The sequence below is a fragment of the Halapricum desulfuricans genome, from assembly GCF_017094525.1.
Classification (GTDB): domain Archaea; phylum Halobacteriota; class Halobacteria; order Halobacteriales; family Haloarculaceae; genus Halapricum; species Halapricum desulfuricans.
The window spans coordinates 1,563,453-1,587,078 of the sequence record NZ_CP064788.1 but is presented as its reverse complement, the minus strand read 5'-3'; the positions used below and the strand labels follow the sequence as shown (position 1 = coordinate 1,587,078).

At 65.7% G+C, this 23,626-nt stretch carries 25 protein-coding genes; 16 read left to right on the top strand and 9 right to left on the bottom strand.

Annotation, left to right across the window (positions count from 1 at the left end):
• Positions 1-63: 63 nt before the first annotated feature.
• Both HSR122_RS08190 and HSR122_RS08185 read right to left on the bottom strand, forming a co-directional pair.
• On the bottom strand, positions 64-369 hold the full coding sequence (locus tag HSR122_RS08190) for a hypothetical protein (protein WP_229109094.1): 306 nt from the start codon (positions 367-369) through the stop codon (positions 64-66).
• 89 nt (positions 370-458) lie between these two features.
• The gene (locus HSR122_RS08185) at positions 459-737 is read right to left on the bottom strand and encodes an ArsR/SmtB family transcription factor (RefSeq protein WP_229109093.1); all 279 of its coding nucleotides are present in this window, start codon (positions 735-737) and stop codon (positions 459-461) included.
• Positions 738-1,066: 329 nt separating this feature from the next.
• Here HSR122_RS08185 and HSR122_RS08180 point away from each other — a divergent pair, with 329 nt between their 5' ends.
• Positions 1,067-2,497: a DUF4397 domain-containing protein gene (locus tag HSR122_RS08180; protein ID WP_229109092.1), complete on the top strand. Its 1,431-nt coding sequence runs from the start codon at positions 1,067-1,069 to the stop codon at positions 2,495-2,497.
• Between the two features lie 41 nt (positions 2,498-2,538).
• Here the strand turns inward: HSR122_RS08180 and HSR122_RS08175 are convergent, their stop codons facing one another.
• Entirely contained in the window at positions 2,539-2,889 is a 351-nt protein-coding gene (locus HSR122_RS08175; protein WP_229109091.1) for a VOC family protein, read from the bottom strand.
• Positions 2,890-3,283: 394 nt separating this feature from the next.
• On the opposite strand from HSR122_RS08175, the gene HSR122_RS08170 reads away from it, so the two are divergent.
• The 9 genes from HSR122_RS08170 to argF all read left to right on the top strand — a co-directional run bounded on the left by HSR122_RS08170 (position 3,284) and on the right by argF (position 12,438).
• Positions 3,284-4,504, top strand: a complete 1,221-nt coding sequence (locus HSR122_RS08170; RefSeq protein ID WP_229109090.1) for an argininosuccinate synthase — start codon at positions 3,284-3,286, stop codon at positions 4,502-4,504.
• The gene (argH, locus tag HSR122_RS08165) at positions 4,505-6,004 is read left to right on the top strand and encodes an argininosuccinate lyase (protein ID WP_229109089.1); all 1,500 of its coding nucleotides are present in this window, start codon (positions 4,505-4,507) and stop codon (positions 6,002-6,004) included. It begins immediately after the preceding gene.
• 177 nt (positions 6,005-6,181) lie between these two features.
• Positions 6,182-6,346: a lysine biosynthesis protein LysW gene (lysW, locus tag HSR122_RS08160; protein ID WP_229109088.1), complete on the top strand. Its 165-nt coding sequence runs from the start codon at positions 6,182-6,184 to the stop codon at positions 6,344-6,346.
• A gap of 38 nt (positions 6,347-6,384) precedes the next feature.
• On the top strand, positions 6,385-7,290 hold the full coding sequence (lysX, locus tag HSR122_RS08155) for a lysine biosynthesis protein LysX (RefSeq protein WP_229112198.1): 906 nt from the start codon (positions 6,385-6,387) through the stop codon (positions 7,288-7,290).
• The gene (gene argC / locus HSR122_RS08150) at positions 7,287-8,324 is read left to right on the top strand and encodes an N-acetyl-gamma-glutamyl-phosphate reductase (RefSeq protein ID WP_229109087.1); all 1,038 of its coding nucleotides are present in this window, start codon (positions 7,287-7,289) and stop codon (positions 8,322-8,324) included. The genes lysX and argC overlap by 4 nt, the downstream gene beginning before the upstream one ends.
• 13 nt (positions 8,325-8,337) lie before the next feature.
• Positions 8,338-9,294 carry an acetylglutamate/acetylaminoadipate kinase gene (locus HSR122_RS08145; protein WP_229109086.1) on the top strand — a complete coding sequence of 319 codons (957 nt, stop codon included), beginning with the start codon at positions 8,338-8,340 and terminating at the stop codon, positions 9,292-9,294.
• On the top strand, positions 9,291-10,424 hold the full coding sequence (locus HSR122_RS08140) for an aspartate aminotransferase family protein (protein ID WP_229109085.1): 1,134 nt from the start codon (positions 9,291-9,293) through the stop codon (positions 10,422-10,424). Before HSR122_RS08145 ends, HSR122_RS08140 begins: the two co-directional genes overlap by 4 nt.
• Positions 10,421-11,539 carry a [LysW]-lysine hydrolase gene (locus tag HSR122_RS08135; protein ID WP_229109084.1) on the top strand — a complete coding sequence of 373 codons (1,119 nt, stop codon included), beginning with the start codon at positions 10,421-10,423 and terminating at the stop codon, positions 11,537-11,539. The genes HSR122_RS08140 and HSR122_RS08135 overlap by 4 nt, the downstream gene beginning before the upstream one ends.
• On the top strand, positions 11,536-12,438 hold the full coding sequence (gene argF / locus HSR122_RS08130) for an ornithine carbamoyltransferase (RefSeq protein ID WP_229109083.1): 903 nt from the start codon (positions 11,536-11,538) through the stop codon (positions 12,436-12,438). Before HSR122_RS08135 ends, argF begins: the two co-directional genes overlap by 4 nt.
• A 74-nt stretch (positions 12,439-12,512) precedes the next feature.
• Here argF and HSR122_RS08125 read toward each other — a convergent pair whose 3' ends face one another.
• Positions 12,513-13,268: a proteasome assembly chaperone family protein gene (locus HSR122_RS08125; protein ID WP_229109082.1), complete on the bottom strand. Its 756-nt coding sequence runs from the start codon at positions 13,266-13,268 to the stop codon at positions 12,513-12,515.
• 152 nt (positions 13,269-13,420) lie between these two features.
• Here HSR122_RS08125 and HSR122_RS08120 point away from each other — a divergent pair, with 152 nt between their 5' ends.
• The 3 genes from HSR122_RS08120 to HSR122_RS08110 all read left to right on the top strand — a co-directional run bounded on the left by HSR122_RS08120 (position 13,421) and on the right by HSR122_RS08110 (position 16,556).
• Entirely contained in the window at positions 13,421-14,791 is a 1,371-nt protein-coding gene (locus HSR122_RS08120; protein WP_229109081.1) for a geranylgeranyl reductase family protein, read from the top strand.
• 85 nt (positions 14,792-14,876) lie between these two features.
• Complete coding sequence (locus tag HSR122_RS08115; protein ID WP_394355520.1) at positions 14,877-15,707, top strand: aldo/keto reductase; 831 nt, start codon at positions 14,877-14,879, stop codon at positions 15,705-15,707.
• Positions 15,708-15,812: 105 nt separating this feature from the next.
• On the top strand, positions 15,813-16,556 hold the full coding sequence (locus HSR122_RS08110; protein ID WP_229109080.1) for a hypothetical protein: 744 nt from the start codon (positions 15,813-15,815) through the stop codon (positions 16,554-16,556).
• Here HSR122_RS08110 and HSR122_RS08105 read toward each other — a convergent pair.
• Positions 16,553-17,245, bottom strand: a complete 693-nt coding sequence (locus HSR122_RS08105; RefSeq protein WP_229109079.1) for an acyl-CoA synthetase family protein — start codon at positions 17,243-17,245, stop codon at positions 16,553-16,555. The two genes, HSR122_RS08110 and HSR122_RS08105, sit on opposite strands and share 4 nt — an antisense overlap.
• 67 nt (positions 17,246-17,312) lie before the next feature.
• Positions 17,313-17,921, bottom strand: coding sequence for an undecaprenyl diphosphate synthase family protein (locus HSR122_RS08100; protein WP_229112196.1), 609 nt, complete (start codon positions 17,919-17,921; stop codon positions 17,313-17,315).
• A 209-nt stretch (positions 17,922-18,130) separates the two neighbouring features.
• Between HSR122_RS08100 and HSR122_RS08095 the strand changes: the two genes are divergently transcribed.
• From HSR122_RS08095 to purF, 3 genes are read left to right on the top strand one after another with little or no spacing between them, the layout of a single operon-like run.
• Complete coding sequence (locus HSR122_RS08095; RefSeq protein ID WP_229109078.1) at positions 18,131-18,316, top strand: LSM domain-containing protein; 186 nt, start codon at positions 18,131-18,133, stop codon at positions 18,314-18,316.
• Positions 18,313-18,486 carry a 50S ribosomal protein L37e gene (locus tag HSR122_RS08090; RefSeq protein ID WP_229109077.1) on the top strand — a complete coding sequence of 58 codons (174 nt, stop codon included), beginning with the start codon at positions 18,313-18,315 and terminating at the stop codon, positions 18,484-18,486. The genes HSR122_RS08095 and HSR122_RS08090 overlap by 4 nt, the downstream gene beginning before the upstream one ends.
• A gap of 6 nt (positions 18,487-18,492) precedes the next feature.
• The gene (purF, locus tag HSR122_RS08085) at positions 18,493-19,929 is read left to right on the top strand and encodes an amidophosphoribosyltransferase (RefSeq protein WP_229109076.1); all 1,437 of its coding nucleotides are present in this window, start codon (positions 18,493-18,495) and stop codon (positions 19,927-19,929) included.
• A 51-nt stretch (positions 19,930-19,980) separates the two neighbouring features.
• On the opposite strand, the gene HSR122_RS08080 is transcribed toward purF, so the two are convergent.
• The 3 genes from HSR122_RS08080 to hypF form a co-directional block, all read right to left on the bottom strand.
• Complete coding sequence (locus HSR122_RS08080) at positions 19,981-20,454, bottom strand: type IV pilin (RefSeq protein WP_229109075.1); 474 nt, start codon at positions 20,452-20,454, stop codon at positions 19,981-19,983.
• A gap of 202 nt (positions 20,455-20,656) precedes the next feature.
• The gene (locus tag HSR122_RS08075) at positions 20,657-21,124 is read right to left on the bottom strand and encodes a type IV pilin (RefSeq protein ID WP_229109074.1); all 468 of its coding nucleotides are present in this window, start codon (positions 21,122-21,124) and stop codon (positions 20,657-20,659) included.
• 126 nt (positions 21,125-21,250) lie between these two features.
• On the bottom strand, positions 21,251-23,578 hold the full coding sequence (hypF, locus tag HSR122_RS08070; protein ID WP_229109073.1) for a carbamoyltransferase HypF: 2,328 nt from the start codon (positions 23,576-23,578) through the stop codon (positions 21,251-21,253).
• Positions 23,579-23,626: the final 48 nt, after the last annotated feature.

Sequence of the window (23,626 nt, the reverse complement as noted above, 5' to 3'; positions counted from 1 at the left end):
GGGGACGGGTAAAAGGTGTTTCCGAACGCGCATTGCCGGCGGACGGGTTTCCGACGCAAACCGTCACTGCCAGGTGATATACAGCAGGGTCGCGATCGCCAGCGCTTCGAGCACCTGCAGGACCATCATGACCTCGACGGCGAACGGCGGCAGGCCGGGCGTCGGATTGAAGTAGTACCACAGTGCGATGACGTTCTCCGCGAGCAGGAAGACGGCGAAGACGATCGACCCGAGCGTGAACGTTGAGCGGATCTCGCGGTACAGACGCCCCCAGATGACGATCAGCGCCGCGAGGAGGACGACGTTGGCCGCTGCTGCCAGACGCGCGATCGTGAGCGTGTCCGGGACGAGTTCCAGCGGCACAGTCATCTGCTTCCTCCGGTCGAGTGTGATGCGACGACGGTCGTGGTCTCTCTGCAGTTCATCGTTCTACCTGCGAGGCGATCTCCTCGACAGCGTCATTGTTCTACCTGTGAGGTAATTTCCTCGACGGTGTCCCAGTGCTGGCGCGCCTGCCCGCTCGGGAGGTACACCATGCCGTAACTCGCATCGGTGCTCGTGACGATGTCGTTGTCTTCCAGCACGTCGAGGTGATGTCTGACGGTGTTGTACGCGAGATCGAGCTCCTCCGCGAGGCGGTTGGCGTTGCGCGGTCGGTCGTCGAGCGCACGCAGAATGCGCGCCCGGTTGGGGCCGCCGCGCGTTCCCGCTAGCGTTTGCCATAGAACCGCCTCCATACACCCTTTGATTCGCTTTCGGCACAAAATAACCCATCGGTCGGACAACTTCCTCTAGTGGGCGATCGGCGGCCGTCCGCGCGAGAGACTCGACGGTAGCAGCTGTCGGAAGCGCTTGGCATGAGCGGGCGTGGCCGCGCGAACGAACACATCGCTTTGACCTATCCAAACCAGCGAAATAGGGGTTTTGGTAGATCAGACGCAATTCTCTCTCAAAATAGGATTGGACTGTGAAGGGATTTGCGGGCGAACTTCGGCACTTTCGCGGCGAATTTGAGTCTGACTTTCGGAAACTGTTAACCGTCTTTCATTGTCAGACACAGGTGTCCATGACAGACAAGCTAACGACGCGGCGCAAACTGCTGGTAGGGATCGGAGCGAGTTCGACCATCGCGCTGGCCGGCTGTGCTGATGGGGACGGGAACGGAAACGGGACGACCGAGCCCGACACCGACACGGACACTGAGACGGACACCGAGACGGAGACAGAGACGGAGCCGGCTCAGCTCAGAGTCGCGCACATGTCGCCCGACGCCCCGAACGTCGACGTCTACGTCGACGGCAGCGCGGTACTGGAAGACGTTGCGTTCGGTGCCGTGAGCGAGTATCTCTCGGTGTCGGCCGGCGACCACGACGTCGAGATTACGCCTGCAGGTGAGCCCGACACTGCTGTCTTTTCGGGCACGGTCACGCTCGATCCCGAAACCGACTACACGGTCGCGGCGATCGGAGAGGTCAGCGACGACGCCGATCAGGCGTTCGAGCCGCTAGTGCTGGAAGACGACAACAGCGACCTCGACGACGAAACGGCCCGTCTGCAGGCCGTCCATACCTCGCCGGACGCACCGGCCGTCGACATTACCGCCAACGAGGGCGCAGTCACCCTGTTCGACGGCGTCGAGTACGGCCAGTCCGGGACCGTCGAAGTCGACGCGGGCACGTACACGGTCGAGATCCGCGGGGACACCGAGGACGACGACGGCGATGTCGTCGCGAGTTACGAACTCACGCTGGAGGGCGGCACTACCTATTCGGCCTTCGCGGCTGGCTATCTGACGCCAGACGACGAGCCCGCAGACACCCCGTTCGACCTGCTCGTGACGACTGTCGACGGCCGCGGCCCCGCATCGGAACCCGAGTCTGAGGGGCGTCTTCGAGTCGCACACATGTCGCCTAACGCTCCGAACGTCGACGTCTACGTGAACGGTGACGCCGTGCTGGAGGACGTTCCCTTCGGTGCCGTGAGCGATTACCTGACTGTGCCGGCCGCGGAACACGACATCGAGATCACGGCCGCCGGCGACCCGGACACGTCCGTGTTCTCCGGCCCCGTGACGGTCGCCGCGGACACCGATTACACGGTCGCGGCGATCGGCGAACTCGGCGACGAGGCGGATCAGCCCTTCGAGCCGCTGGTGCTGGAAGACGACAACAGCGCGGTCGAAGGTGACCAGTCGCGGCTCCGGGTCGTCCACGCGTCACCGGACGCGCCCGCAGTCGACGTCACCGCCGGCGGCGGTGACACCGTGCTCTTCGACGGCGTCCCGTACGGTGAATCGGGATACGTCGAGGTCGCGGCCGGCGACTACACCGTCGAAATCCGCGGGGACACCGAAACCAACGACGGCGACGTGGTCGCCGAGTTCGACGTCAGTCTCGACGGCGAGGCGGTCTACACGGCCTTCGCCGCGGGCTATCTGACCCCCGACGACGACCCGGCCGACGTGCCCTTCGATCTGCTCGTCACACAGGACAGCTGATCTCGCGGACGTCCACTCACTCGATCGCGGTCTCGGTCAGTTCACGCCCGATAGTCGTCGTGCAGGAACGTCTGCACTTCGAAGGCCCTGCCGTCGGGATCGGTCCCGAAGAAATTGTAGATGCGATACGGTTCGTTCTCGCTCGGCGGTTCGTCGGCCACGTCGGTCAGTTCGTCGTAGCGGTCGTCGACGGCCGCCCGCGTCTCCTCGACAACCGTCACGACGCCGTCTGTCTCAGCCTGTTCGCGTTCGCAGAACCCGACCAGCAGGTTCCCGTACTCCAGAATCGTGCATTCGGGCTGTTCCAGCCACCGCTCGAATCCGAGTCGCTGTTCGTAGAACTCAATGATCCCCTCGAGATCGGCCGTCCCGAAGAAGACAATGCCTGACATGGGCGAGCGGACGGCCGCCGATGGCAAAAGGCTCCCGACGGCCGCAGTCGCGCGAGTCCGAAGAACATGACAGGACTACCCACGTTACAGAAACTCATGGCAGTCGTGTCCCGGAAAGTATTAGTATGCCTCTGGGAATACCAACGGGTACATGACGCGGACCGCGACGCTCGGCGTACGCGAGGTCGCCAGTAAGGGGTCCGCTTCCGTTTTCACGACGGTCCGACGACGGGGCCGGACTCCGTCCGGCGGGCGGTCGGATGGCGACGACATCCGACGACGACGGGGCCGTTAGGCCCTGCTACTATTCCTTCCCACGACGGAAACGATTGACACGCTCGATACCGCCCACTGTCGGGTTCCGGGCGGGAAAACTGCTCCCGACACGACAACAATGCCAGGTGAACATTCAGGGACCGTCGCGCTCGCCTTCTCGGGCGGGCTCGACACCACGGTCGGCGTATCGCTACTGAAAGAGGAGTACGGCTTCGACGAGGTGATCGGCGTCACCGTCGACGTCGGTCAGCCCGACTACGAGTTCGAGGAGGCCGAGGAGACCGCCGAAGCGCTGGGTGTCGACCAGTACGTCGTCGACGCGCGCGAGGAGTTCGCGGATCTGTGTCTGCGCGCCGTCCAGGCCAACGCGGACTATCAGGGCTACCCGCTGGGGACCGCGCTGGCCCGGCCGGTCATCGCCAAGGCGATCCGCGACGTCGCCATCGAGCAGGGTGCGAACGCGCTGGCCCACGGCTGTACGGGCAAGGGCAACGACCAGTTGCGCTTCGAGGCGGTCTGGCGCGACACCGATCTGGCGGTCATCGCGCCCGTCCGCGAGCTCGGACTCACACGAGAGTGGGAGAACGAGTACGCCAAGGAGAAGGGGCTGCCCGTCGAGGGCGGCGACGGCGGCCGCTACTCCGTCGACACCAACCTCTGGAGCCGCTCGATCGAGGGCTCGGAACTGGAAGATCCCGCGACGATCCCCGAGGACGACATCTACAAGTGGACCGACAACCCCTCGGGGAAGGCAGCCGAACTCGTCGAGATCGAGTTCGAGGACGGCATCCCGGTCGCACTCGACGGCGACCGGCTGGGCTCGGTCGAGTTGATCGAGCGACTCAACGAGCGGGCGGGTGCCCACGGCGTCGGCCGCACGGACATGATGGAAGACCGCATGCTCGGGCTCAAAGTCCGCGAGAACTACGAACACCCCGCGGCGACGGTCCTGCTGAGCGCCCACGAGGCGCTCGAGGGACTCGTGCTCACACAAGAAGAGCGTCAGTTCAAAACCCAGATCGACCAGCAGTGGTCCCAGAAGGCCTACGAGGGGCTCATCGACGCGCCACTGGTCGACGCGCTGGAAGGGTTCATCGACGAGACCCAGAAGCGGGTCACCGGCACGGTGACGGTCAAACTCGAAGGCGGGCACTGCCGTGCGGTCTCTCGGGAGAGCGAGTACGCCGTCTATTCCGAGTCGGCGGCCAGCTTCGACGAGGAGGACGTCTCGGGCGGGATCACCCAGCAGGACGCCACCGGGGTCGCCAAGTACCACGGCTTCCAGAGCCGCCTTGCGAAGAAAGTCACGGCGAAACTCGAGAGCGACGGGGAGACGTAGATGAGCGACGAGGGACCTGACAGCGACGACACGCACGCGGGAGCGGGCGAGACCGTCGTCCGCCGGGACCGCTTCAGCGGCGGCCCCGCCCGCGGGCTCCTCTCCTCGCTTGAGGCGGACGAACGCATCTTCGAGGCGGATCTGGCGGTCGATCGCGCCCACGTCGTGATGCTCGCCGAGCAGGAGATCATCGAAGCCGAGATCGCCGGCGAGATACTCGCGGCACTGGACGAGATCGAGGCCGAGGGTCACGATGCGCTCCCGGCGGGCGAAGACGTCCACGAGGCGATCGAATCAGCCGTCATCGAGCGCGTCGGCGAGGACGGCGGCAAGATGCACACCGCCCGCTCGCGCAACGACGAGGTGGCAGCCTGCGTTCGCTACCGGTTGCGCGAGGACCTGCTGGAGACGATCGCGACCGTCGTCGAGGCGCGCCGAGAGTTCGCCGAGATGGCCGCCGACCACCGCGGGGTGGTCATGCCCGGCTACACGCACCTCCAGCCGGCCCAGCCGACGACCGTCGGCCACTGGATCGCCTCCTACGAGCAGGCGCTGGCCCGCGACACGGGCCGCCTGCTCGACGCCTACGACCGGCTCAACCGCAACCCCTTGGGCTCGGCCGCGTTCGCGGGGACGCCCTTTGCGGTGGACCGCGAGCGGACGGCCGAACTGCTCGGGTTCGAGGGGGTCGCGGAGAACTCGATGGACGCCTCGGCGACTCGAGATTTCCTCGTCGAGGTCACCGCAGCGCTGTCGAACCTGGCGACGACGCTGTCCGGACTCGCCGAGGACGTGATCGTCATGGCCAGCAAGGGCCACGTCGAGCTGGCCGACGAGTACGCCTCGACCTCCTCGATCATGCCCCAGAAGAAGAACCCCGACACGCTGGAACTCGTCCGGGGCCGCGCCGGCGACGCGACGGCGGGGCTGAACGGCCTGCTCACGAACCTGAAAGGCCAGCCGCGGGCGTACAACCGCGACCTCCAGCGGGCGGGACGGCACGCGTGGGACGCAATCGATAGCGTCACCGAGAGCGTCGAGGTCGCCGCAGGCGCAGTGACGACCGCCGAGTGGCCGACTGAGACGCTTGCCGAGGCCGCCGGCGAGGGCTTTTCGACGGCGACCGGCGTCGCGGATCTGCTCGCCATGAGCGGCGTCCCGTTCCGGACCGCCCACGAGGTGGTCGCGCGCGCCGCGGAAACCCTGCAACACGACGAAAACGCGCCTGACTACGCGACGCTCGACGCCGTTGCCGAGGAGGTGCTGGGCGAGTCGCTCTCGGCGTACGTCGACCGCGAGGCCGTCGAACGCGCGCTCGACCCGGCCGCGTCCGTCCAGATGCGCGATTCCCGCGGCGGTCCGGCACCCGAAGCCCTCACCGAACAACTCGACGGAGCGACCGATCGCATCGAGAGCGACGAACACGCGCTGCGAGACCGCCAGGACGCCCTCGCGGCGGCGACCGCACGCCTCGATTCGGAGGTCGATCGCTATGTCTGAGATACGACCGCGAATCCGACGACCCCCGTGCGGGGGCTAATATATCATATCACGTATACAGTTTCAGATTATTTGCGTTTTCAACGCTTCTATAGCCGTTAGTCGGTACTTTGATTAGTATTCTATTTTGATAAGTTCGGTGGGTTTAAGTAGATGGATGCGTGAGTGAGTGGTACTATGACAACCTGCGTCGAGTGCGGGGCCGAGTTGACCCTGCACGAGAGCCTCGAAGTCGGGGAGATCGTCGATTGCTCGACCTGCGGCACGGAACTCGAGGTCGTCGGGGCCGATCCCGTCGAACTCGATACCGCGCCCGAACTGCAAGAGGACTGGGGTGAATGAGTCGTGACCGCGGGGCAATCGGCCGGGACGGTGAAAGCATGAACGTCGGCCTGCTGTACTCGCGCATCCGTCGCGACGAGAAGCTCCTGTTGAACGAGCTGCGCGAGCGCGACCACGAGGTCACGAAGATCGACGTCCGCAAGCAGCGGTTCTCGCTGTCGGATCCGCCCGAGGATTTCGAGGACGTGGATCTGCTGGTCGATCGCTGTCTCGCGACCTCGCGGAGCCTCTATGCGAGCAAGTTCGCTCAGGCCTACGACGTCCCGATCGTCAACGCGCCCGAGACGGCCGAGGTCTGCGCTGACAAGGTGAAGAACAGCCTCGCGCTGGAGGCGGCGGGCGTCCCGACGCCCGAGACGGAGGTCGCGTTCACCAAGGACGCCGCCCTGGAGGTCATCGAGGACTTCGGCTATCCGTGCGTGCTCAAGCCCGTCGTCGGCTCGTGGGGGCGACTGATGGCGAAACTCGACACCCGCGACGCCGCCGAAGCGGTCCTCGAGCACAAGGAGACGCTCGGGCACTACGAACACAAGATCTTCTACGTCCAGGAGTTCGTCGACAAGCCCGGTCGGGACATCCGCGTGCTCGCGACCGACGGCGAACCGGTGGCGGCGATGGTCCGTTCGTCGGATCACTGGCTGACAAACGCCGCGAAGGGTGCCGAGACGGCCGAGTTCGAACTCGACGAGGAGGCGCTCGACCTCGTCGAACGCGCGAGCGAAGCCGTCGGTGGTGGGTTGCTGGGTATCGATCTGATGGAGACGGGGGCGTCGCGCAGCGACGTCCGGGACGCGAGCGGCGATGAGCCGCGAGCCGATGGCTACACCGTCCACGAGGTCAACCACACGGTCGAGTTCAAGGCGCTGAACGACGTCGTCGACGTGGACGTGCCCGCGGCGGTCGTCGACTGGCTGGAGACGAAAGCCGAGGTGAACTCGCAGTGACTTACACGGCAAGCGTCGTCGGCGGCACCGGCTTCACCGGCGGCGAGCTGCTCCGCCTGCTCGCCGGCCACTCGGAGTTCGAGATCGAACAGGCGACGAGTCGCTCGAAGGAAAACAAGACGATCGGCCACTCCCATCCCAATCTCCGGGGGCTGGATCTGCGATTCTCCGACCCGGAGGACCTCGAATCGGTCGACGTGCTGTTCGCGGCGACGCCACACGGCGTCTCGATGGAGCGCATCGACGACTTCCGGGACGCGGCCGACACCGTGGTCGACCTCTCGGCGGACTTCCGCCTCGACAGCGAAGCCCAGTACGACGAGTGGTACGACGGCCACAGCCGGCCAGAACTGCTGGAGACGAGCGAGTACGCCCTGCCGGAGCTCAACCGCGAGAACCTCGAGGGGGCGGACCTGATCGCTTCCGGGGGCTGTAACGCTACCGCGACGATCCTCGGCTTGCTGCCGCTGTTCGAGCACGGCGTGCTCGCCGGCGACGAGCGGATCGTCGTCGACGTGAAGGTCGGCTCTTCTGAGGGCGGTGCCGGTGGCGGCCCGGCCTCCTCTCATCCCGAGCGCAGCGGCGTCGTCCGTCCCTATGCGCCGACGGGCCACCGCCACGAGGCCGAGATCGAGCAGTTCCTCGGCGCGGGCGTCTCCTTTACGGCCCACTCCGTCGACATGATCCGCGGCGCGAGCGCGACCGCGCACGTCTTCCCGGACGAGCCGGTCTCGAAGGGCGATCTCTGGGGGGCCTACCGCGGCTCCTACGAGGACGAACCCTTCGTGGAACTGGTCGCCGGCGGCGGTGGCGTCTACCGCTACCCCGAGCCCAAGGCCGTCGCGGGGACCAACAGGGCCGAGGTCGGCTTCGAACTCGATCCCGGCAACGAGCGGCTGGTGGTCTTCTCGGCCATCGACAACATGATGAAAGGCTCGGCCGGCCAGGCCGTCCACGCCGCCAATATCGCACTCGGCATCGATGAGACTGCGGGCCTGCAGTTCCAGGGACTCCATCCCGTGGGGGCACCATGACGAGGTGGTCGCAGTGACCGTCGTCGTCAAGGTCGGCGGTGCCCGCGCGGTCGATCCGGAGGGAGCGCTGGCCGACGTGGCGACGCTGTCCGAAGCGGGTGAAGACAGCGAGGCGCAGAGCGCCTCGGGCCGTTCGAGCGGGCACGGCCCGCGAGAAGACGTCGTCGTCGTCCACGGCGGGTCGACGAAAGTCGATGAGACGCTCGAACGCATGGGGATCGAGCCCGAGTACGTCGAGACGCCGTCCGGCGTCGTCGGTCGGTTCACCGACGCGGAGACGATGGAGGTCTTCGAGATGGTCTTCGGCCACCTCAACACGCGACTCGTCGCCGGCCTGCAGAGTCAGGGCGTCGACGCGGTCGGGCTGAACGGCGTCGACGGAAAGTTGCTGTACGGCCCGCGAAAGTCCGCCGTGCGCGTCCTCGAAGACGGCAAGAAGAAGATCAGGCGCGGCGATCACTCGGGGACGATCGAGCAGGTCAACGCCGAGCTGCTGGAATCGCTACTCGACGATGGCTACACCCCCGTGGCCGGACCACCCATGGCGGGTAGGGAGGCGTCACGCGCCTCCGAAGCGTCGAGCGGCGACGAGCCGCGAGACAGCGATGACGGTGAGATCATCGCCGTCAACACCGACGCCGACCGCTCGGCCGCGGCCATCGCTGGCGCGCTCGAGGCGACGCTCGTGTTGCTGACCGATGTCGAAGGCGTCTACGAGGACCCGGACGATCCCGAGACGCTGATCGGGCGCGTCGAGACGCCCGACGGCTGGGCGACACTGGAAGACGCGGCCGAGGGCTTCATGGGCCGGAAGGTCATGGCCGTCAAGGAGGCCTTAGAGGGCGGCACGCCCGAGGCCGTGATCGCCGACGCCAACGCCGAAGCGCCGATCACGTCGGCACTCGACGGGGCCGGAACACACGTGCATGCGAGTGCACTTGCCACAGCAGACCAACAGGAGGAACCATGAGCGGATTCGTCTTCAACGAAAAGCCGATTCAGATCGAACGTGGTGATGGAGCGTACGTCTACGATGATTCGGGAACCGAGTATCTGGACATGGGGGCCTCGTACGCCTGCGTCCCGCTGGGACACGGCCACCCGGCAGTACGCGATGCGGTCACCGAGCAGTTCGAGAAGATCACCTACGTGCAGGCCTCGTACCCGAACGCCCAGCGCACGGCGCTGTACGAACTGCTCGCCGAGACCGCGCCGGGCGATATCGACAACACCTGGCTGTGTAACTCCGGGACCGAAGCCAACGAAGCGGCGCTCAAGTTCGCCCGGAGTGCCACTGGGAACTCCAAGATCGTCGCCACGATGCAGGGCTTTCACGGTCGGACGATGGGCGCGCTGGCGACGACCTGGAAGGACAAGTACAAGAAGCCCTACGAGCCGCTGATCGGTGACGTGGAGTTCGTTCCCTACAACGACAGCGAGGCGCTCGAAGAGGCCGTCGACGAGGACACTGCGGCGTTCATCGTCGAGCCGGTTCAGGGCGAGGGCGGGATCAACCCCGCGACAAAGGAGTTTCTGCAGGACGCCCGCGAGATGACCAGGGAGGCCGGAGCAGCACTCGTCTTCGACGAGGTCCAGACCGGCATGGGCCGGACCGGGACGCTGTGGGCCGCCGAACAGATCGGCGTCGTGCCCGACATGCTCACTTCGGCGAAGGGGCTGGGCAACGGCTTCCCGGTCGGCGCGACGCTCGTGCGCGACTGGGTCGCGGAGAACTACGGCAGCCACGCCTCGACGTTCTCGGGCGGGCCGGTCATCTCCGCCGCCGCGGGCGCGACGGTTTCGACGATGGTCGAAGAGGCGGTCCCCGCCCACGCTGGTGAGGTCGGCGCGTATCTCAGGGCGGAACTCGAGGCCGCGCTCGGCGAGGACGTGCGTGACGTGCGCGGCGAGGGGCTGATGATCGGCGTCGAGGTCAAACGCGGCGCGAACCGCTACCTGAAGCAACTGGCGCTCGAACACCGGATCCTGGCGCTGCCGGCGGGCCGGACCGTGATCCGGCTGCTCCCGCCGCTGACGATCACCGAATCGGAGGCCGATCGGGTGATCGAGGCCCTCACTGACCTGCTGACAGACACATGAGCACGACCGCCCCCACCGCGACACTCTCGACGACCGAGGCCCGCGAGTTGCTCGTCGATCTCGTCGAGACGCCGTCGGTCACGCCCGACGAGGAGGCGGCGGCCGGAGTGCTCGCCGACTTCCTCGAACGCCACGACCGGGAGGTCTGGATCGACGACGTCGGCAATGTCCGCGCGCCCGCCGACGACGGCGTTCTCCTGACCAGTCACGTCGACACCGTGCCGGGCGACATCCCCGTGCGAGTCGAGGAGATGCCCCGCTCGGAGGCGCGGTACGGCGGCGATCTCGTTGGCGAGGATCCCGACGAGGAGATCGAGGTCCTCTGGGGCCGGGGCAGCGTCGACGCGAAGGGGCCGCTGGCAGCGATGGCCGTCGTCGCCGTCGAGACCGGCGCGTCGTTCGTCGGCGTCGTCGGCGAGGAGGTCGACTCCCGGGGCGGCCAGCATCTGGTCGAGAACCGGGACAGCGTGCCCGAGACGGTGATCAACGGCGAGCCCTCCGGCTGGGAGGGGATCGCGCTGGGCTACCGTGGCTTGCTGGGCGGCAACTACGTCGCCACCAGCGAATCCGGACACACCTCGCGGCCGGACGACAACGCGATCCAGGACGCCGTCAACTGGTGGCGTCGCGTCGAAGAGGAGTTCGGCCACGACGAGTGGGTACCCGTCTTCGAGCGCGTGACGCCCAAGCCGACCAGCATCGACGGCGGGATCTCGAAGGACGGACTATCGGTCGAGACGACGATGCGCCTGCAGTTGCGCGTCCCGCCGGAGTACACGACCGAGGAGATCCGCGAGATCGCCGACGGCCACCTCGAAAACGGGACCGTCCACTGGGACGACCAGGTCGAACCGGTGATGGTGAGCCCCCGGACCGAACCCGCCCGAGCGTTCCGGGCCGCGATCCGCCGGCGAGACGGCGATCCGCGCCTGCTTCGCAAGACCGGGACCAGCGACATGAACGTCTACGCCGACGCCTGGGACTGCCCGATGGTCACCTACGGCCCCGGCGATTCGGACCTGGACCACGCGCCGAACGAACACCTCCCACTCGAGGAGTACGACCGCTCGATCGACGTCCTCGCGGACGTGACCGAGACCCTGCTCGAACCATGACACGCAACCTGCTCGACATCGACGACCTCACGCCCGACGAACTGGAGACTGTCCTCGACCGCGCAGCCGAGCTGAAGGCCGCTCACGAGGCCGGAACCGACGCCGAACCGTTCGACAACCAGACGCTGGGGATGATCTTCGAGAAGCCGAGCACCCGAACTCGCGTCTCCTTCGAGACGGGGATGACGCAACTCGGCGGTCACGCGATCTTCCTCGGCCCGGACGACATCCACCTCGGGCACGGCGAACCGGTCAAAGACACCGCGCGAGCGCTCTCGCGGTACGTCGACGTCATCATGGCGCGGCTGTTCGACCACGAGGACGCCGAGGAACTCGCCGAGTACGCGACCGTTCCGTTTGTCAACGGACTGACCGACGAGGCCCACCCCTGTCAGACGCTGGCGGACCTGCTGACGATCCGCGAGCGGTTCGGCGGGTTCGAGGAGGCGCGGGTCGCGTGGGTCGGCGACGGCAACAACGTCGCCCAGTCGTTCGTACTCGGCGCTGCGATGGCCGGCCTCGATCTCACCGTCGCGACGCCCGAAGGCTATGGTATCGACGACAAAGTGCTTGACCGGGCCGCGGAACTCGGAACGGCCCCGGAGACGACCCATGACCCCAAGGTCGCCGTCACGGGCGCGGACCTCGTCTACACGGACGTGTTCGTCAGTATGGGCGAGGAGGACGAACGCGAGGAGAAATTGCAGGCCTTCGACGGCTTCCAGGTGACGAGCGACCTCGTCGGCGACCGGAAGCTGATGCACTGTCTGCCGGCCCACCGCGGCGAGGAGGTGACCGACGAGGTTATCGAGAGCGACAACGCGATCGTCTGGGAGCAAGCGGAGAATCGACTGCATGCCCAGAAAGGATTGCTGGTGTGGCTGTCCGAGCAGTCCTGACCGGGTTTTTGGTTCAGCTTTTTGGAGGAGCGGTTCGCGAGCGGAGCGAGCGGACCCGACGAGAAAACGAGGTGTTACATGAACATGCGGTCGTCAGGATACTCCCGGCTTCCGAACGGTTGTTCAGCCTCGCTGATCGACTGGAGCCGTTCGGAGAGTTCGGTGTAGTACTGCTTGAGTTCTTCAGAGCGCTGTTTCAGCTCTGCCTCGTCGATCGAGATGTCATAGAGATCCTGCAGCGCGTCCAGCAACAGGATCGCGGCGTCGAGGTCGGGACCGGGCGGATGCGCCGGCGTGACGTACACCCCGGCAGGGGGTGCGCGGTCGTCGAGGCTGCGAGTGACGATCTCTCCCGCGACGCCGTCGAGGAGACCCCCGCCGAGCGGCTGGATTTCGGTCTCCGCAAGCCGGCGCGTGCGATAGGCGGGTGTCGAAACGTGGAACACGTCGTGTTCGTCCGGGCCGTGCGGGTAGGGGACGCCGTGTAGCACCGCGATCTCCTCGATCGATTCGGCGCCGACCCACTCCATGATCGTCTCGGTGAACTCGTGAGCCGCCCAGACGGGGACGAACAGCTCGCCAACCAGGACGGTGATGTCCGCGTCCGCGAGGTGATAGAGCCGGGTGTGGTGGCGCGGCTCGCCGTTCTGGAAGGGCGCAATCGCCGGGAACTCGTCCGGCAAAATGTGCCCGATCTGTTCCGCGTTGGTGTGTCTGACGAGATAATCCACGGCCGAGAGCCCTGCCATCCCGAAATGTGACAGGCCCACGACGAGCGCGTTCCCGGACTCTCCCGTGGCTTTCACCTCGAACGTCGGATCTGGGACCATGCCATACCTATCTCGCTGCAAATATAAAATACCCAATGGATGTTGACAGTCATCTCTGGTCGAAACGCGGTGTCGCCGAGAGACGGAAACTCCGATAACCTGATCGTACGTTCACGACAGTCTTTTGGTACGTCGTGTCGAACGCGACGGCGATGAGTGGCCAACAGTTCGACGTGATAGTCGTCGGGGGCGGTACCGCCGGCGCGTTCGCCGCCACGACCGCCGCCCGGGAGGGCCTGGACGTTGCACTACTGGAGCGGAAACCCGAGGACGAGGGCGGCCACATCGCCTGTGGCGACGCGATCAAGGGTGCGAGCACGTTCCCGGACGTGATCGACCGGGAACACCTCCGTGCGGAGTCGGTCACCAACGACGCGGTCCGTCGGGCGCTGTTCGAACTACCCGACGGCGAGCGAATCGAATACTCGTTCGGCGACCAGTCGGGTGCGATCCTTGATCGCAAGCGCTACGGCGAGGTCCTACTAGAGGAGGCCGACCGTGCCGGCGTGACGATCCACTACGACACCGTCGTGCAGGACGTCATTCAGCGCGACGGTGTCGTCGAGGGGGTCGTCGCGGCACGGAACGACACACAGCGCCGTTACGAGGCGCCGATGACGGTCGATGCGGCCGGGGCACTGTCGATACTGCAGGACAGGGCCGACTTCTCGGAGGCGACCTTCGAGACGAACGTCGATCACACCCACTTCTGTTCGGCTTACCGAGAGGTCCTTCAGGTGGACGAACCCGTCGAGTACGATGACGCGCTGGTGTTCAAGCCGACCGAACAGCTGGGATACCTGTGGTATTTCCCCCGGACGGGGACCGAAATCAACGTCGGCCTGGGCTTTCAGATGACCGAGGAGCCGATGCAACTGGTGGCGACACTCCGTCAGGATCTCCGGACGCGACCCGAGTTCGCGGGCGCGACCGTCGAGGACAAGCTCGGGGCGGCACTGCCGACGCGGCGACCGTACGACTCTGCGGTCGCGCCGGGCTATCTTGCGGCCGGGGACGCCGCCGCGCACGTCAACCCGACGACCGGCGGCGGCATCCCCGGCGCGGCAACGGCCGGTCACTGGGCCGGCGAGGTCGCAGCCGACGCCGTCGTCGAGGAGACGACCGACGAGGAGACGCTCTGGAAGTACAACCACCGGATCCAGACGGATTTCGGCAAGCGCTTCGCCGCGATGGACCTGTACAACGTCTTCGGGACCGCCCACTCGATCGACGAGTTGACCGACGTGATCGCGTCGCTTCCGGCCCAGCAGTTGATCGACGTCCTCGGCAAGGAGGGCACGGCATCGATGGGACTGCTCGGCAAACTCGAACTCGCCGTCTCGACGATCGGCCACTGGGGGACGCTGTACGACGCCTACCGGGTCAACGCGATGGCCGACGAACTCAAATCGATCTACGATCAGTTCCCCACGACACCGTCCGAGTTCGAACACTGGCGGCGCGAGCGCGACGAGTTTATGGATCGGTTCTACGACCGCGTCGGGGCCGAGCCGAAGTACTGATCGCGCCCGACATGCGGCCGCCTCTCATGATAGATCGCCGCACGCTTCAGAACGATTTAAAGCGCCGAACCCCTCGTTTGAAACGATGACATCTACTGAACTGACACCCGAGAGCGTACCGCGTGCGCATGGAATGCCGATGCTCGGTCTCGGTACCTGGGAGAACGAGGACCCAAACCAGTGTGCCGATAGCGTCCGGACGGCCCTGGAGATGGGGTATCGCCACATCGACACCGCACAGGCCTACGGCAACGAGGGCGCCGTCGGCGACGGGATCGCCGCCGCGGATGTCGACCGCGACGAGATCTTCCTCGCGACGAAGGTCTGGATCTCGAACCTCGATTACGAGGACGTCCTCGAGACGACACAGGAGAGCCTCGACAGGCTCGGCACCGACTATCTCGACCTGCTGTACGTCCACTGGCCGTCGCGTACCTACGAGCCCGGATCGACGCTAGAGGCGTTCGACGAACTCTACGAGGAGGGGACCATCCGGAACATCGGCGTGAGCAATTTCGAGCCGCGTCACATCGACGAGGCGCGCGAGCATCTCGACGCGCCGATCTTCGCCAATCAGGTCGAGACCCACCCGATGCTCCAGCAGCGCGAGTTGCGCGAATACGGCCGCGAACACGACATCGAGATCGTCGCATACTCGCCGCTTGCTCGCGGTGATGTCTTCGAAATCGACGTTCTCTCCGAAATCGCCGAGAAACACGGCGTCAGCGAGGCGCAGGTCAGTCTGGCGTGGCTGCGCGAAAACGACGTTACGGCGATCCCGAAAGCGACCAGCGAGGCACACATCCAGGACAACTGGGAGAGTCTGACGCTGGAACTGGACGAGGCGGATCTCCGGCAGATCGACAGCATCGACCGGACGCGCCGAAAGGTCGACCCCGGGTTCGCACCCTGGTGACGGCGTTCGTGCTCCGGTGGCGACATTCGCGCCTCAAGCAGGCGCTCACGTCCCGCCGGACGGAAACTGATAACTATTAACCAGCGGGCGATCGAACCGGTGCGTATGTCGGCCGCCAATCGGACGGGTCTCGCCGGGGCGATCCGGATCGACCTCAAGCGCCTCCACGAGACCTGGATGGAACTGATCTATCCGCGCCAGCTCGACGCCGAACAGACGGTTCTGGGCAAGTGGCGTCCCGAGACGACGGGGAGCCGGATCGCTTACTGGTTGTGGGCCGGACTCGGCGCACCCCTCGTCGGTCTGCTCTATCCGCTGGTGCTTTTCGGGTACGTACTGCGCTATCAGGCGAGCAAGCTCGACTCGGCGGCCACCCGGATCGGCGTGCTCGGCGTGGTCGTCGTCTCCGTCGTGGTCTGGGGCGCGCTGTCCGCGCTTGCGCGCTTCCAGCTCGAGATGACCACGGCCGGCGTCATCGCCGTCGTCGCCGCGGGCGCGGTCGCAACTGCCTCGGCCGCCCTCGCCGTTGTCACCAGTCGAGTCGGCGGTCGCGCGTCGACGGTCCTCGTCTCCTATCCGCTGGCGATCACCGCGATCTTTCTCCCCCCTGTCGTGGCCGCGCTGTACTCTCAGCAACTCGCTGCGGTCGTCTTCCCGCAGAGCGAGTCGCTGGCGGAGTGGCTGCTCGACAACCTCCTGACTATCGGTGATATCAACGCGTATCTCCGGAACAACTACGACCTGGAGGGCATCGCCTACGTCGCCATGTGGTTCGGGATCGCGGTTCCCGTCGGCTGGATCCTCGGGACGCTCGTGACGCTGGCGAACTACGTCCGCCCGCGCGACTAGCGTGACACAGTGGCTGTCCCGTCGTCCCCTGTCACTGTTATCGTCGCTTCGTCGCCCAGCGTGATCGTCGCACCCGAAAGCAGCGGCGCGAGCACGCCGGCGACGACGGCCCCGGCGTCCGAAAGGGACGCGCGAAGCGCCACGATGTCGTCCGCTCCGAGACCGAACTTCTCGCTTGCCTGCTCGCCGTCCGCCAGCAGCTCCGCGTGTGTGTATTCGCCGTCATCCGTCCGCAGCGCTCGATCGGACGGCTTAACGTCGGCGGGAAACGGCACTGGATTCTCGCTCCAGCGCTCGCCCTCGAAGTGCGCGACCGTCGGATCGTCGGGCGGGCGACCGAACCCCATCGCCTTGCAGCCGGGCGGCAGGTCCCGGCCGTCGAGAGCGTCAGTCGGCCCGACGACCACGTCGACGCCGTCCATGTCCACAGGATTCGGCCGGACAGTCCCCCCGAGCGTCCACGCGCCGAACAGCGCGATCAGCGCCTGCGGATCCGGGGGCCCGTCGCCGTTGAGCAGTCCGACCGTCGCTCCTTCTCGGACTCCGTAGTGTCGCAGGAGGTTGCTGGCTTTCCAGGCGTCGACGCGGAACTGCTCGCCGCTCCAGGAACGGCTTCGCGGCCCCGGGCGGTGAATCCACAGCCGGTCGTCGCCGCGTTCGGGGCTCACGAGGTCGCCGAGTACGTCCATGCGTCTCGCTGGGGCCGGCCGGGACAAAAGCGTCCGGATGCGCCCGACTATCGCGGTGGAGGGTCGATCACCGACCGAACCGACGCTGTCGAGCCTGGTAGTCCCGCAGCGCTCGCAGATAGTCCCGCTTGCGGAAGTCGCGCCAGTTCACGTCGGTGAAGTACAGTTCGGAGTACACCGACTGCCAGATCATGAAATCCGAGAGCCGTTCGGCACCGGTCTTGACGACCAGGTCCGGGGCAGTCGGGAAGACCAGTCGCTTCTCAATCTCCGATTCGTCGACGTCTTCGGGATCGAGTTCGCCGTCCGCGACCTCCTCGGCCAGTCCCTGGACTGCGGTCGCGAACTCGTGTTTGCCGCCCAGCCCGATGCTCACTTGGATCGGCGCGTCGGCCTGCCGGTCGTCGCCGGGGCCGCGGACAGCGATGGGGCAGGGGGCGTCCACGTCGCCGAACTGGCGCTGTAACGTCGGGACGACCTCCTCGTCGAGCACACTGACATACACCAGAACGTGCGCTGCCCCGTACTCGAACGCCCAGCGCCAGCACCGCTCAAGCGTCTCGTAAGCCCCCTTCTCGAGGAGGTCCCGCTCAGTGAGGACGACGGCGATCGATTCGGGGAGCGACGCGTCGCTCCAGCGGATGCGCGTGGCGAGATAGCGGTCGTACAGGCCCACGGACGTGGCTTTCGTATCGAGAGAATAAAGCGCTTGGATCGCCGCTCCGGTCGGACGGAATGTCATACTGCCGGCTGTAAGTTCGTAAAGATATTCGCCACCCCGGGGTGGCGAATTCCTTCAGTTTGTTACAGCCGGCAGTATCAGTCTCGACGCGTCAGCGCGGGCGACCCGACACGTTTAAGATTGCGAGGTCTGCGCATACGACTATGAGTGGACGACCGCTCGACGTGCTCGAAGCGTCGCTCGAGGAGACCGTAACGGTACAGTTGAAAGACGGCGAGGTCTACACCGGTGAACTCGCCGGGTACGACCAGCACATGAACCTCGTCATCGAGGACGGCGAAGACACAACGATTATACGCGGCGATAACGTCGTCACAATTAGTCCATGACTGGCAAAGGAACTCCGAGCCAGGGTAAAAAGAACAAGACCACACATGTCAAGTGTCGACGGTGTGGAAACAAATCCTATCACGTCAAGAAAGGCGTCTGTGCGTCCTGTGGCTTCGGCAAGTCGGCGAAGCGACGGGACTACGAGTGGCAGAGTAAAGCCGGCGAATAAGGGACGATGCACGAGAAGTGCGGCGTTGTCGGCATCTCCTTGCAGGATCGTGACGCCGCCCGGCCGCTGTATTACTCGCTGTACGCGCTCCAGCACCGTGGCCAGGAAGCCGCTGGTATCGTCACGCACGACGGGTTCCAGCAGCACAGCCACGTCGAGACGGGACTGGTTGGCGACGTCTTCGACGAGGGCGATCTCGGTCGGCTCAACGGCGCGAACGGGATCGGCCACGTCCGGTATCCCACGTCCGGCGCGCTCGACAAGAGCTGTGCACAACCGTTTTCGGTGTCGTTCAAGTCCGGATCGCTCGGTCTGAGTCACAACGGCAACCTCGTCAACGCCGACGAGGTGCGCGACGAACTGGCCGCGCTCGGCCACGCGTTCACCTCGGACGGGGACACCGAGGTCATCGCCCACGATCTGGCGCGCAACCTGCTCGAAGAAGACCTCGTTCGCGCCGTCAGGCGAACGATGGGGCGGATCCACGGCTCGTACTCGCTGACGATCATGCACGACGACACCGTGCTCGGCGTTCGCGATCCGAAGGGCAACCGCCCGCTGGTCATCGGCGAACTCGAGGACGGCTACGTGCTGGCCTCCGAATCGGCGGCGATCGACACGCTCGACGGCGAGACGATCCGCGACGTCGAACCGGGCGAGCTAGTCGTGCTCCACCCCGACGGGACGGGCTACGACACCTACCAGCTGGTCGATTCCGACTCGACGGCTCACTGTTTCTTCGAGCACGTCTACTTCGCGCGTCCGGACTCGAACATCGACGGTACGCTCGTCTACGACGCGCGGCGCGAACTCGGACGCAGGCTCTACGAGGAGACGGGCATCGACACCGACGTCGTCATGCCGGTCCCCGACTCCGGTCGGGCCTTCGCCTCGGGGTACGCCGAGGCCGCCCAGGACGCCGGGGCGGACGTCAACTTCGCGGAGGGGCTGATGAAAAATCGCTACGTCGGTCGAACGTTCATCATGCCCACCCAGGACGAGCGCGAGCGGGCGGTCCGGCTGAAACTCAACCCGATCAAGACCACCGTCGAGGGCAAGCGCGTCACGCTGATCGACGATTCGATCGTCCGCGGGACGACCTCGACCCAGCTCGTGGAACTGATGCGCGACGCCGGGGCCGAGGAGGTGCACGTCCGGATCGGCGCGCCGCCGATCGTCGCGCCCTGTTACATGGGGATCGACATGGCCACCCGTGAGGAACTCATCGCCGCCGACAAGTCTGTCGAGGAGATCCGCGAGGAAATCAAGGCCGATAGCCTCTCGTATCTCTCGATCGACGCGATCGCGGCGACGCTCGAGACGGAGCGTGACGACCTCTGTCTGGGCTGTGTCACCGGGGAGTATCCCTACGACATCGACGGCGAGGCGACCGACCGCGAGGTCGAACGGCCCGTCATCCAGTCGTCGCTCGCGGACGACTAACTGGCGGTGTTTTCTGTTTTCGATGAAAATTGAACGCGAAGTGTCGACGCTCTACGCGTCAGGACCGGTCCACTTGCTCAGTTCTGCGGACGTGCCCTCGCTGTCGTCCGACCAGATCACGCGGACGGTATCGCCTGTATTGACAGCATAGTTAACGGATGTTCCAGCAGTAACATGTGTATTACTAATCGCGCTGCTCCAACTCCTCCGGTCTTGGGTGTCCTCACTGCTACCAGTCATGTAGAGATTATCAGCGGATATCTTATCGCCACCAGTGTGAGTGACCGTGAGATTGCCTGTGTTGAGACTTTCATTTGGATCCACGCTGAAGTCATCTGTGTCGTTTGTCTCACTGTAGTCTTCCTGGAAATTCGCTTGCGGAGCAGTACTACTGACCGACTCTCCGAGTCCGAGCACGAACGTCGCGATGACGGCCGCGAGGATTACCGTGATCGCGACCATCAGGATCACGCCGATCACTGGGCTCACCGCGTCGTCGTCTGTGAACAGTTGCTTGAGTTTCATAGTTTTGAGTGTTTGCGCGCGGATGCGACGGCGAGAGTATGCACGTATTTTCTATTTCGCCGTCACTTATATGCGCGCCCTACCAGTACATTGGCTTCAGCACATATAAAGAGCCGTCTGCGGTTAACGGATCTGAAAACACTGCGGAAGTGTGCTACCACGAAATCGCTCGCCTCGAATCGGCTTCGAAGACGAAGCGCGCCTATGCGTTAGGACCAGTCCACTTGCTCAGTTCCGCGGACGTGCCCTCGCTGTCGTCCGACCAGATAACACGAATAGTAGTATCGTTGTTCACGTGGGCCGTGATCGAATTCCCTGCACTGATCTCGTCTTCTACATCGTACGTGTCATTAGCAGTCCAACGTTTACGCTCTGATCCGTTTGCCATGTAGAGGTTTTCCGCGGCGATGCCGTCACCGCCGGTGTGAGTGATCGTCAAGACGCCGTCGGCAGTGCTACTATTGAGTTCAATGTCGGCGCTCAGAGAACCATTGGCCTGGTAATCCTCCTGGAAGTTCGCCTGTGGGGCCGTACTACTGACCGATTCGCCGAGTCCGAGCACGAACGTCGCGATGACGGCCGCGAGGATTACCGTGATCGCGACCATCAAGATTACGCCGATCACCGGGCTCACCGCGTCGTCGTCCGTGAACAGTTGCTTCAGTTTCATGGTTGGCTCGTCCACGCGCGGACGCGGCGGCGCGACCCTGCCACCGTGTCCGTGATTCGCGTGTTCTATCGGAAAATTATCTTCACCGGATATAAAGGAACCTCCCCAATTAACAGATCTGAGAATCTACCGCTGTCGGGCCGTCGCGACGGCCACCTGTCCGACCGCGATGCCGCCGTCACCCGGGGGCAGGCGTTCGTGGCCGAGCCACGCCAGCCCCGCGTCGGCGACCCGTTCATGGATCGCCCGGGAGATCGCATCGTTGTAGGCGACACCGCCGGTGAACCCCACCGCGTCGACGCCGCGGTCGGTCGCCGCCTCGATCGCGACGTCTGCCAGCCCGCGAGCGAGGACCGCCTGTGCCGTCGCGGCGAGGTCCGTCCGGGCGTGGTCGTCCCGAATTTTGTCGAGTCGTCGCACGAGCGCGGCGACGTCCACCGCCCGCCGCCCCTCGACGGTCGTCCGCGGGACGGGCATGTCGATCGGGTCACCCCCGGCCGCCACCGATTCCAGTTTCATCGCCGGTTCGCCCTCGTAGGTTCGCTCCGAGCAGACGCCCAGCAGCGCGCTCACCGCGTCCAGCGCCCGCCCCGTGCTGGTCGTCACCGGGCTGTTGACCTCACGGTCGACCTGTGCGCGGATCGTCGCGGCGTCCGAGGGCCGATCGACGACGCCGCGCTCGACGAGCAGGTCATCGATCCGATCCGGATCGTCGAGCAGGTCGGCGAGGATCCGGGCCGGCGACTCGACTGCGGCGCTACCGCCGGGGAGTCGGAACGGGGCCAGTCCGCCGACACGATCGTAGTCGTCGAGCCTCGCGTCGAGCACTTCCCCGCCCCAGATCGTCCCGTCAGGTCCGTATCCGGTGCCGTCGGCGGCGACGATGATCGCCCGCTGGCGTTCGTGTTCGGCCAGCAGCGAGGCGGCGTGGGCGTGGTGGTGCTGGACCGCGATCGGTCCCGCCAGACCGTCCCGATCGGCGTACCGCTCGGCCTGCTCGGTCGTCAGAAAGTCCGGGTGGCGGTCACAGGCGACGACGTCGGGGTCGATGCCGAGCAATTCTTGGAGGTGCTCGACCGTCTCGGTCAGGTACGACAGCGTCTCGGGGCTGTCGACGTCCCCGATGTACTGCGAGGGATACACGTGCTCGCCGTGCGTGAGCGCGACCGTCGCGTCGAACTCCGCGCCGAGCGCGAGCACGTCCGGCGGGTCGGCGCTGCCGGAATCGGGTAGATCGGTACCGGCAGAGTCGACGGCGGGCCACCGCGGAACCGGCTGTGGAACCCAGCCGCGCGACCGGCGGACGAACCGGCGCTGGCCGTCCGCGAACCGGACGACGCTGTCGTCACAGCGGGCGACGATCTCCCGGTCGTGGACCAGCGCGGCCTCGACAACACCCCCGAGGTCGTCGAGGATCCCTTCGGTCGTCGTCGCCATCGGCGCGCCCGGCATGTTCGCGCTGGTCATCACTAGCGGCCCCTCGACGTGATCGAACAGGAGGTGGTGCAGCCCAGCGTAGGGCAACATCACGCCGACGGTGTGCAGACCCGGCGAGACCGCCTCGAGCCACGGCTGGTCGCCGTCTGCTTCGAGCAGGACGATCGGTCGGCGCGTGTCCGTCAGGGCGTCGCGCTCGGCCGTCGTGACTGACGCGAACGCTTCGACGGACTCGATGTCGGGAGCCATCACGGCGAAGGGTTTCTCCGGACGGCCGGTCCGCTCGCGCAGTCGCTCGACTACGGCCGGATCGGTCGCGTCGCAGGCCAGATGCGCGCCGCCGATGCCCTTGATCGCGACGAGGTCGCCCTCGGTCAGTCGGTCGCAGGCCGCCTCGATCGCCCTCTCGTCGCCGGCCAGTCGATTGCCGTCCGCATCGAGCAGTTCGAGCGACGGGCCACAGTTCGGACAGGCAATCGTCTGGGCGTGGTATCGTCGGTCGGCCGGCTCCTCGTACTCCGCGCGGCAGTCCTCGCACATCGGGAACGCGTCCATCGAGGTCGTCGGTCGATCGTAGGGCAGCGATCGGATCACGGTGTAGCGCGGCCCGCAGTCGACACACGAGGTCGCCCAGTAGCCGTGATAGCGCGAGTCCGGATCGCGCATGTCTTCCAGACAGGCGTCGCACATCGCCGTGTCCGGCGGGATCGTCCCCGAGCCACCGCCGCCGTCGCTGGAGGCGACGATCTCGAACTCCCGTTCGCCGACCGGCTCGCCCCACGTCACGTCGACGGTCTCGACGCGAGCCAGCGGCGGCGGGTCGGTGTGCAGTCGGTCCAGAAACGACTCGACCCCCTCGCGACCGCCTTCGAGACGGATCTCGACGCCGGCGTCGCCGGTGTTTTTCACCCAGCCGCCGAGGTCGTTGCCGACGGCCGTCCGGTAGACGAACGGCCGGAAGCCGACGCCCTGGACGACGCCGGTGACGGTCACCGACGCACGCGCTCGATCGCTCATCACTCCGACACTGGGGGCGCACCCGTGAAATCGCTGACGCCCCTGTTT

Bases quoted from the DNA above. Each gene is read 5' to 3' on its own strand.
- HSR122_RS08185 (WP_229109093.1), bottom strand. From the start codon at position 737: ATGGAGGCGGTTCTATGGCAAACGCTAGCGGGAACGCGCGGCGGCCCC.
- hypF (WP_229109073.1), bottom strand. From the start codon at position 23,578: ATGAGCGATCGAGCGCGTGCGTCGGTGACCGTCACCGGCGTCGTCCAG.
- HSR122_RS08125 (WP_229109082.1), bottom strand. From the start codon at position 13,268: ATGGTCCCAGATCCGACGTTCGAGGTGAAAGCCACGGGAGAGTCCGGG.
- HSR122_RS08135 (WP_229109084.1), top strand. From the start codon at position 10,421: ATGAGCACGACCGCCCCCACCGCGACACTCTCGACGACCGAGGCCCGC.
- HSR122_RS08075 (WP_229109074.1), bottom strand. From the start codon at position 21,124: ATGAAACTGAAGCAACTGTTCACGGACGACGACGCGGTGAGCCCGGTG.
- argH (WP_229109089.1), top strand. From the start codon at position 4,505: ATGAGCGACGAGGGACCTGACAGCGACGACACGCACGCGGGAGCGGGC.
- HSR122_RS08080 (WP_229109075.1), bottom strand. From the start codon at position 20,454: ATGAAACTCAAGCAACTGTTCACAGACGACGACGCGGTGAGCCCAGTG.
- HSR122_RS08115 (WP_394355520.1), top strand. From the start codon at position 14,877: ATGACATCTACTGAACTGACACCCGAGAGCGTACCGCGTGCGCATGGA.
- lysX (WP_229112198.1), top strand. From the start codon at position 6,385: ATGAACGTCGGCCTGCTGTACTCGCGCATCCGTCGCGACGAGAAGCTC.
- HSR122_RS08180 (WP_229109092.1), top strand. From the start codon at position 1,067: ATGACAGACAAGCTAACGACGCGGCGCAAACTGCTGGTAGGGATCGGA.
- HSR122_RS08190 (WP_229109094.1), bottom strand. From the start codon at position 369: ATGACTGTGCCGCTGGAACTCGTCCCGGACACGCTCACGATCGCGCGT.
- purF (WP_229109076.1), top strand. From the start codon at position 18,493: ATGCACGAGAAGTGCGGCGTTGTCGGCATCTCCTTGCAGGATCGTGAC.
- HSR122_RS08105 (WP_229109079.1), bottom strand. From the start codon at position 17,245: ATGGACGTACTCGGCGACCTCGTGAGCCCCGAACGCGGCGACGACCGG.
- HSR122_RS08175 (WP_229109091.1), bottom strand. From the start codon at position 2,889: ATGTCAGGCATTGTCTTCTTCGGGACGGCCGATCTCGAGGGGATCATT.
- HSR122_RS08090 (WP_229109077.1), top strand. From the start codon at position 18,313: ATGACTGGCAAAGGAACTCCGAGCCAGGGTAAAAAGAACAAGACCACA.
- argF (WP_229109083.1), top strand. From the start codon at position 11,536: ATGACACGCAACCTGCTCGACATCGACGACCTCACGCCCGACGAACTG.
- HSR122_RS08120 (WP_229109081.1), top strand. From the start codon at position 13,421: ATGAGTGGCCAACAGTTCGACGTGATAGTCGTCGGGGGCGGTACCGCC.
- HSR122_RS08140 (WP_229109085.1), top strand. From the start codon at position 9,291: ATGAGCGGATTCGTCTTCAACGAAAAGCCGATTCAGATCGAACGTGGT.
- HSR122_RS08095 (WP_229109078.1), top strand. From the start codon at position 18,131: ATGAGTGGACGACCGCTCGACGTGCTCGAAGCGTCGCTCGAGGAGACC.
- lysW (WP_229109088.1), top strand. From the start codon at position 6,182: ATGACAACCTGCGTCGAGTGCGGGGCCGAGTTGACCCTGCACGAGAGC.
- HSR122_RS08110 (WP_229109080.1), top strand. From the start codon at position 15,813: ATGTCGGCCGCCAATCGGACGGGTCTCGCCGGGGCGATCCGGATCGAC.
- HSR122_RS08170 (WP_229109090.1), top strand. From the start codon at position 3,284: ATGCCAGGTGAACATTCAGGGACCGTCGCGCTCGCCTTCTCGGGCGGG.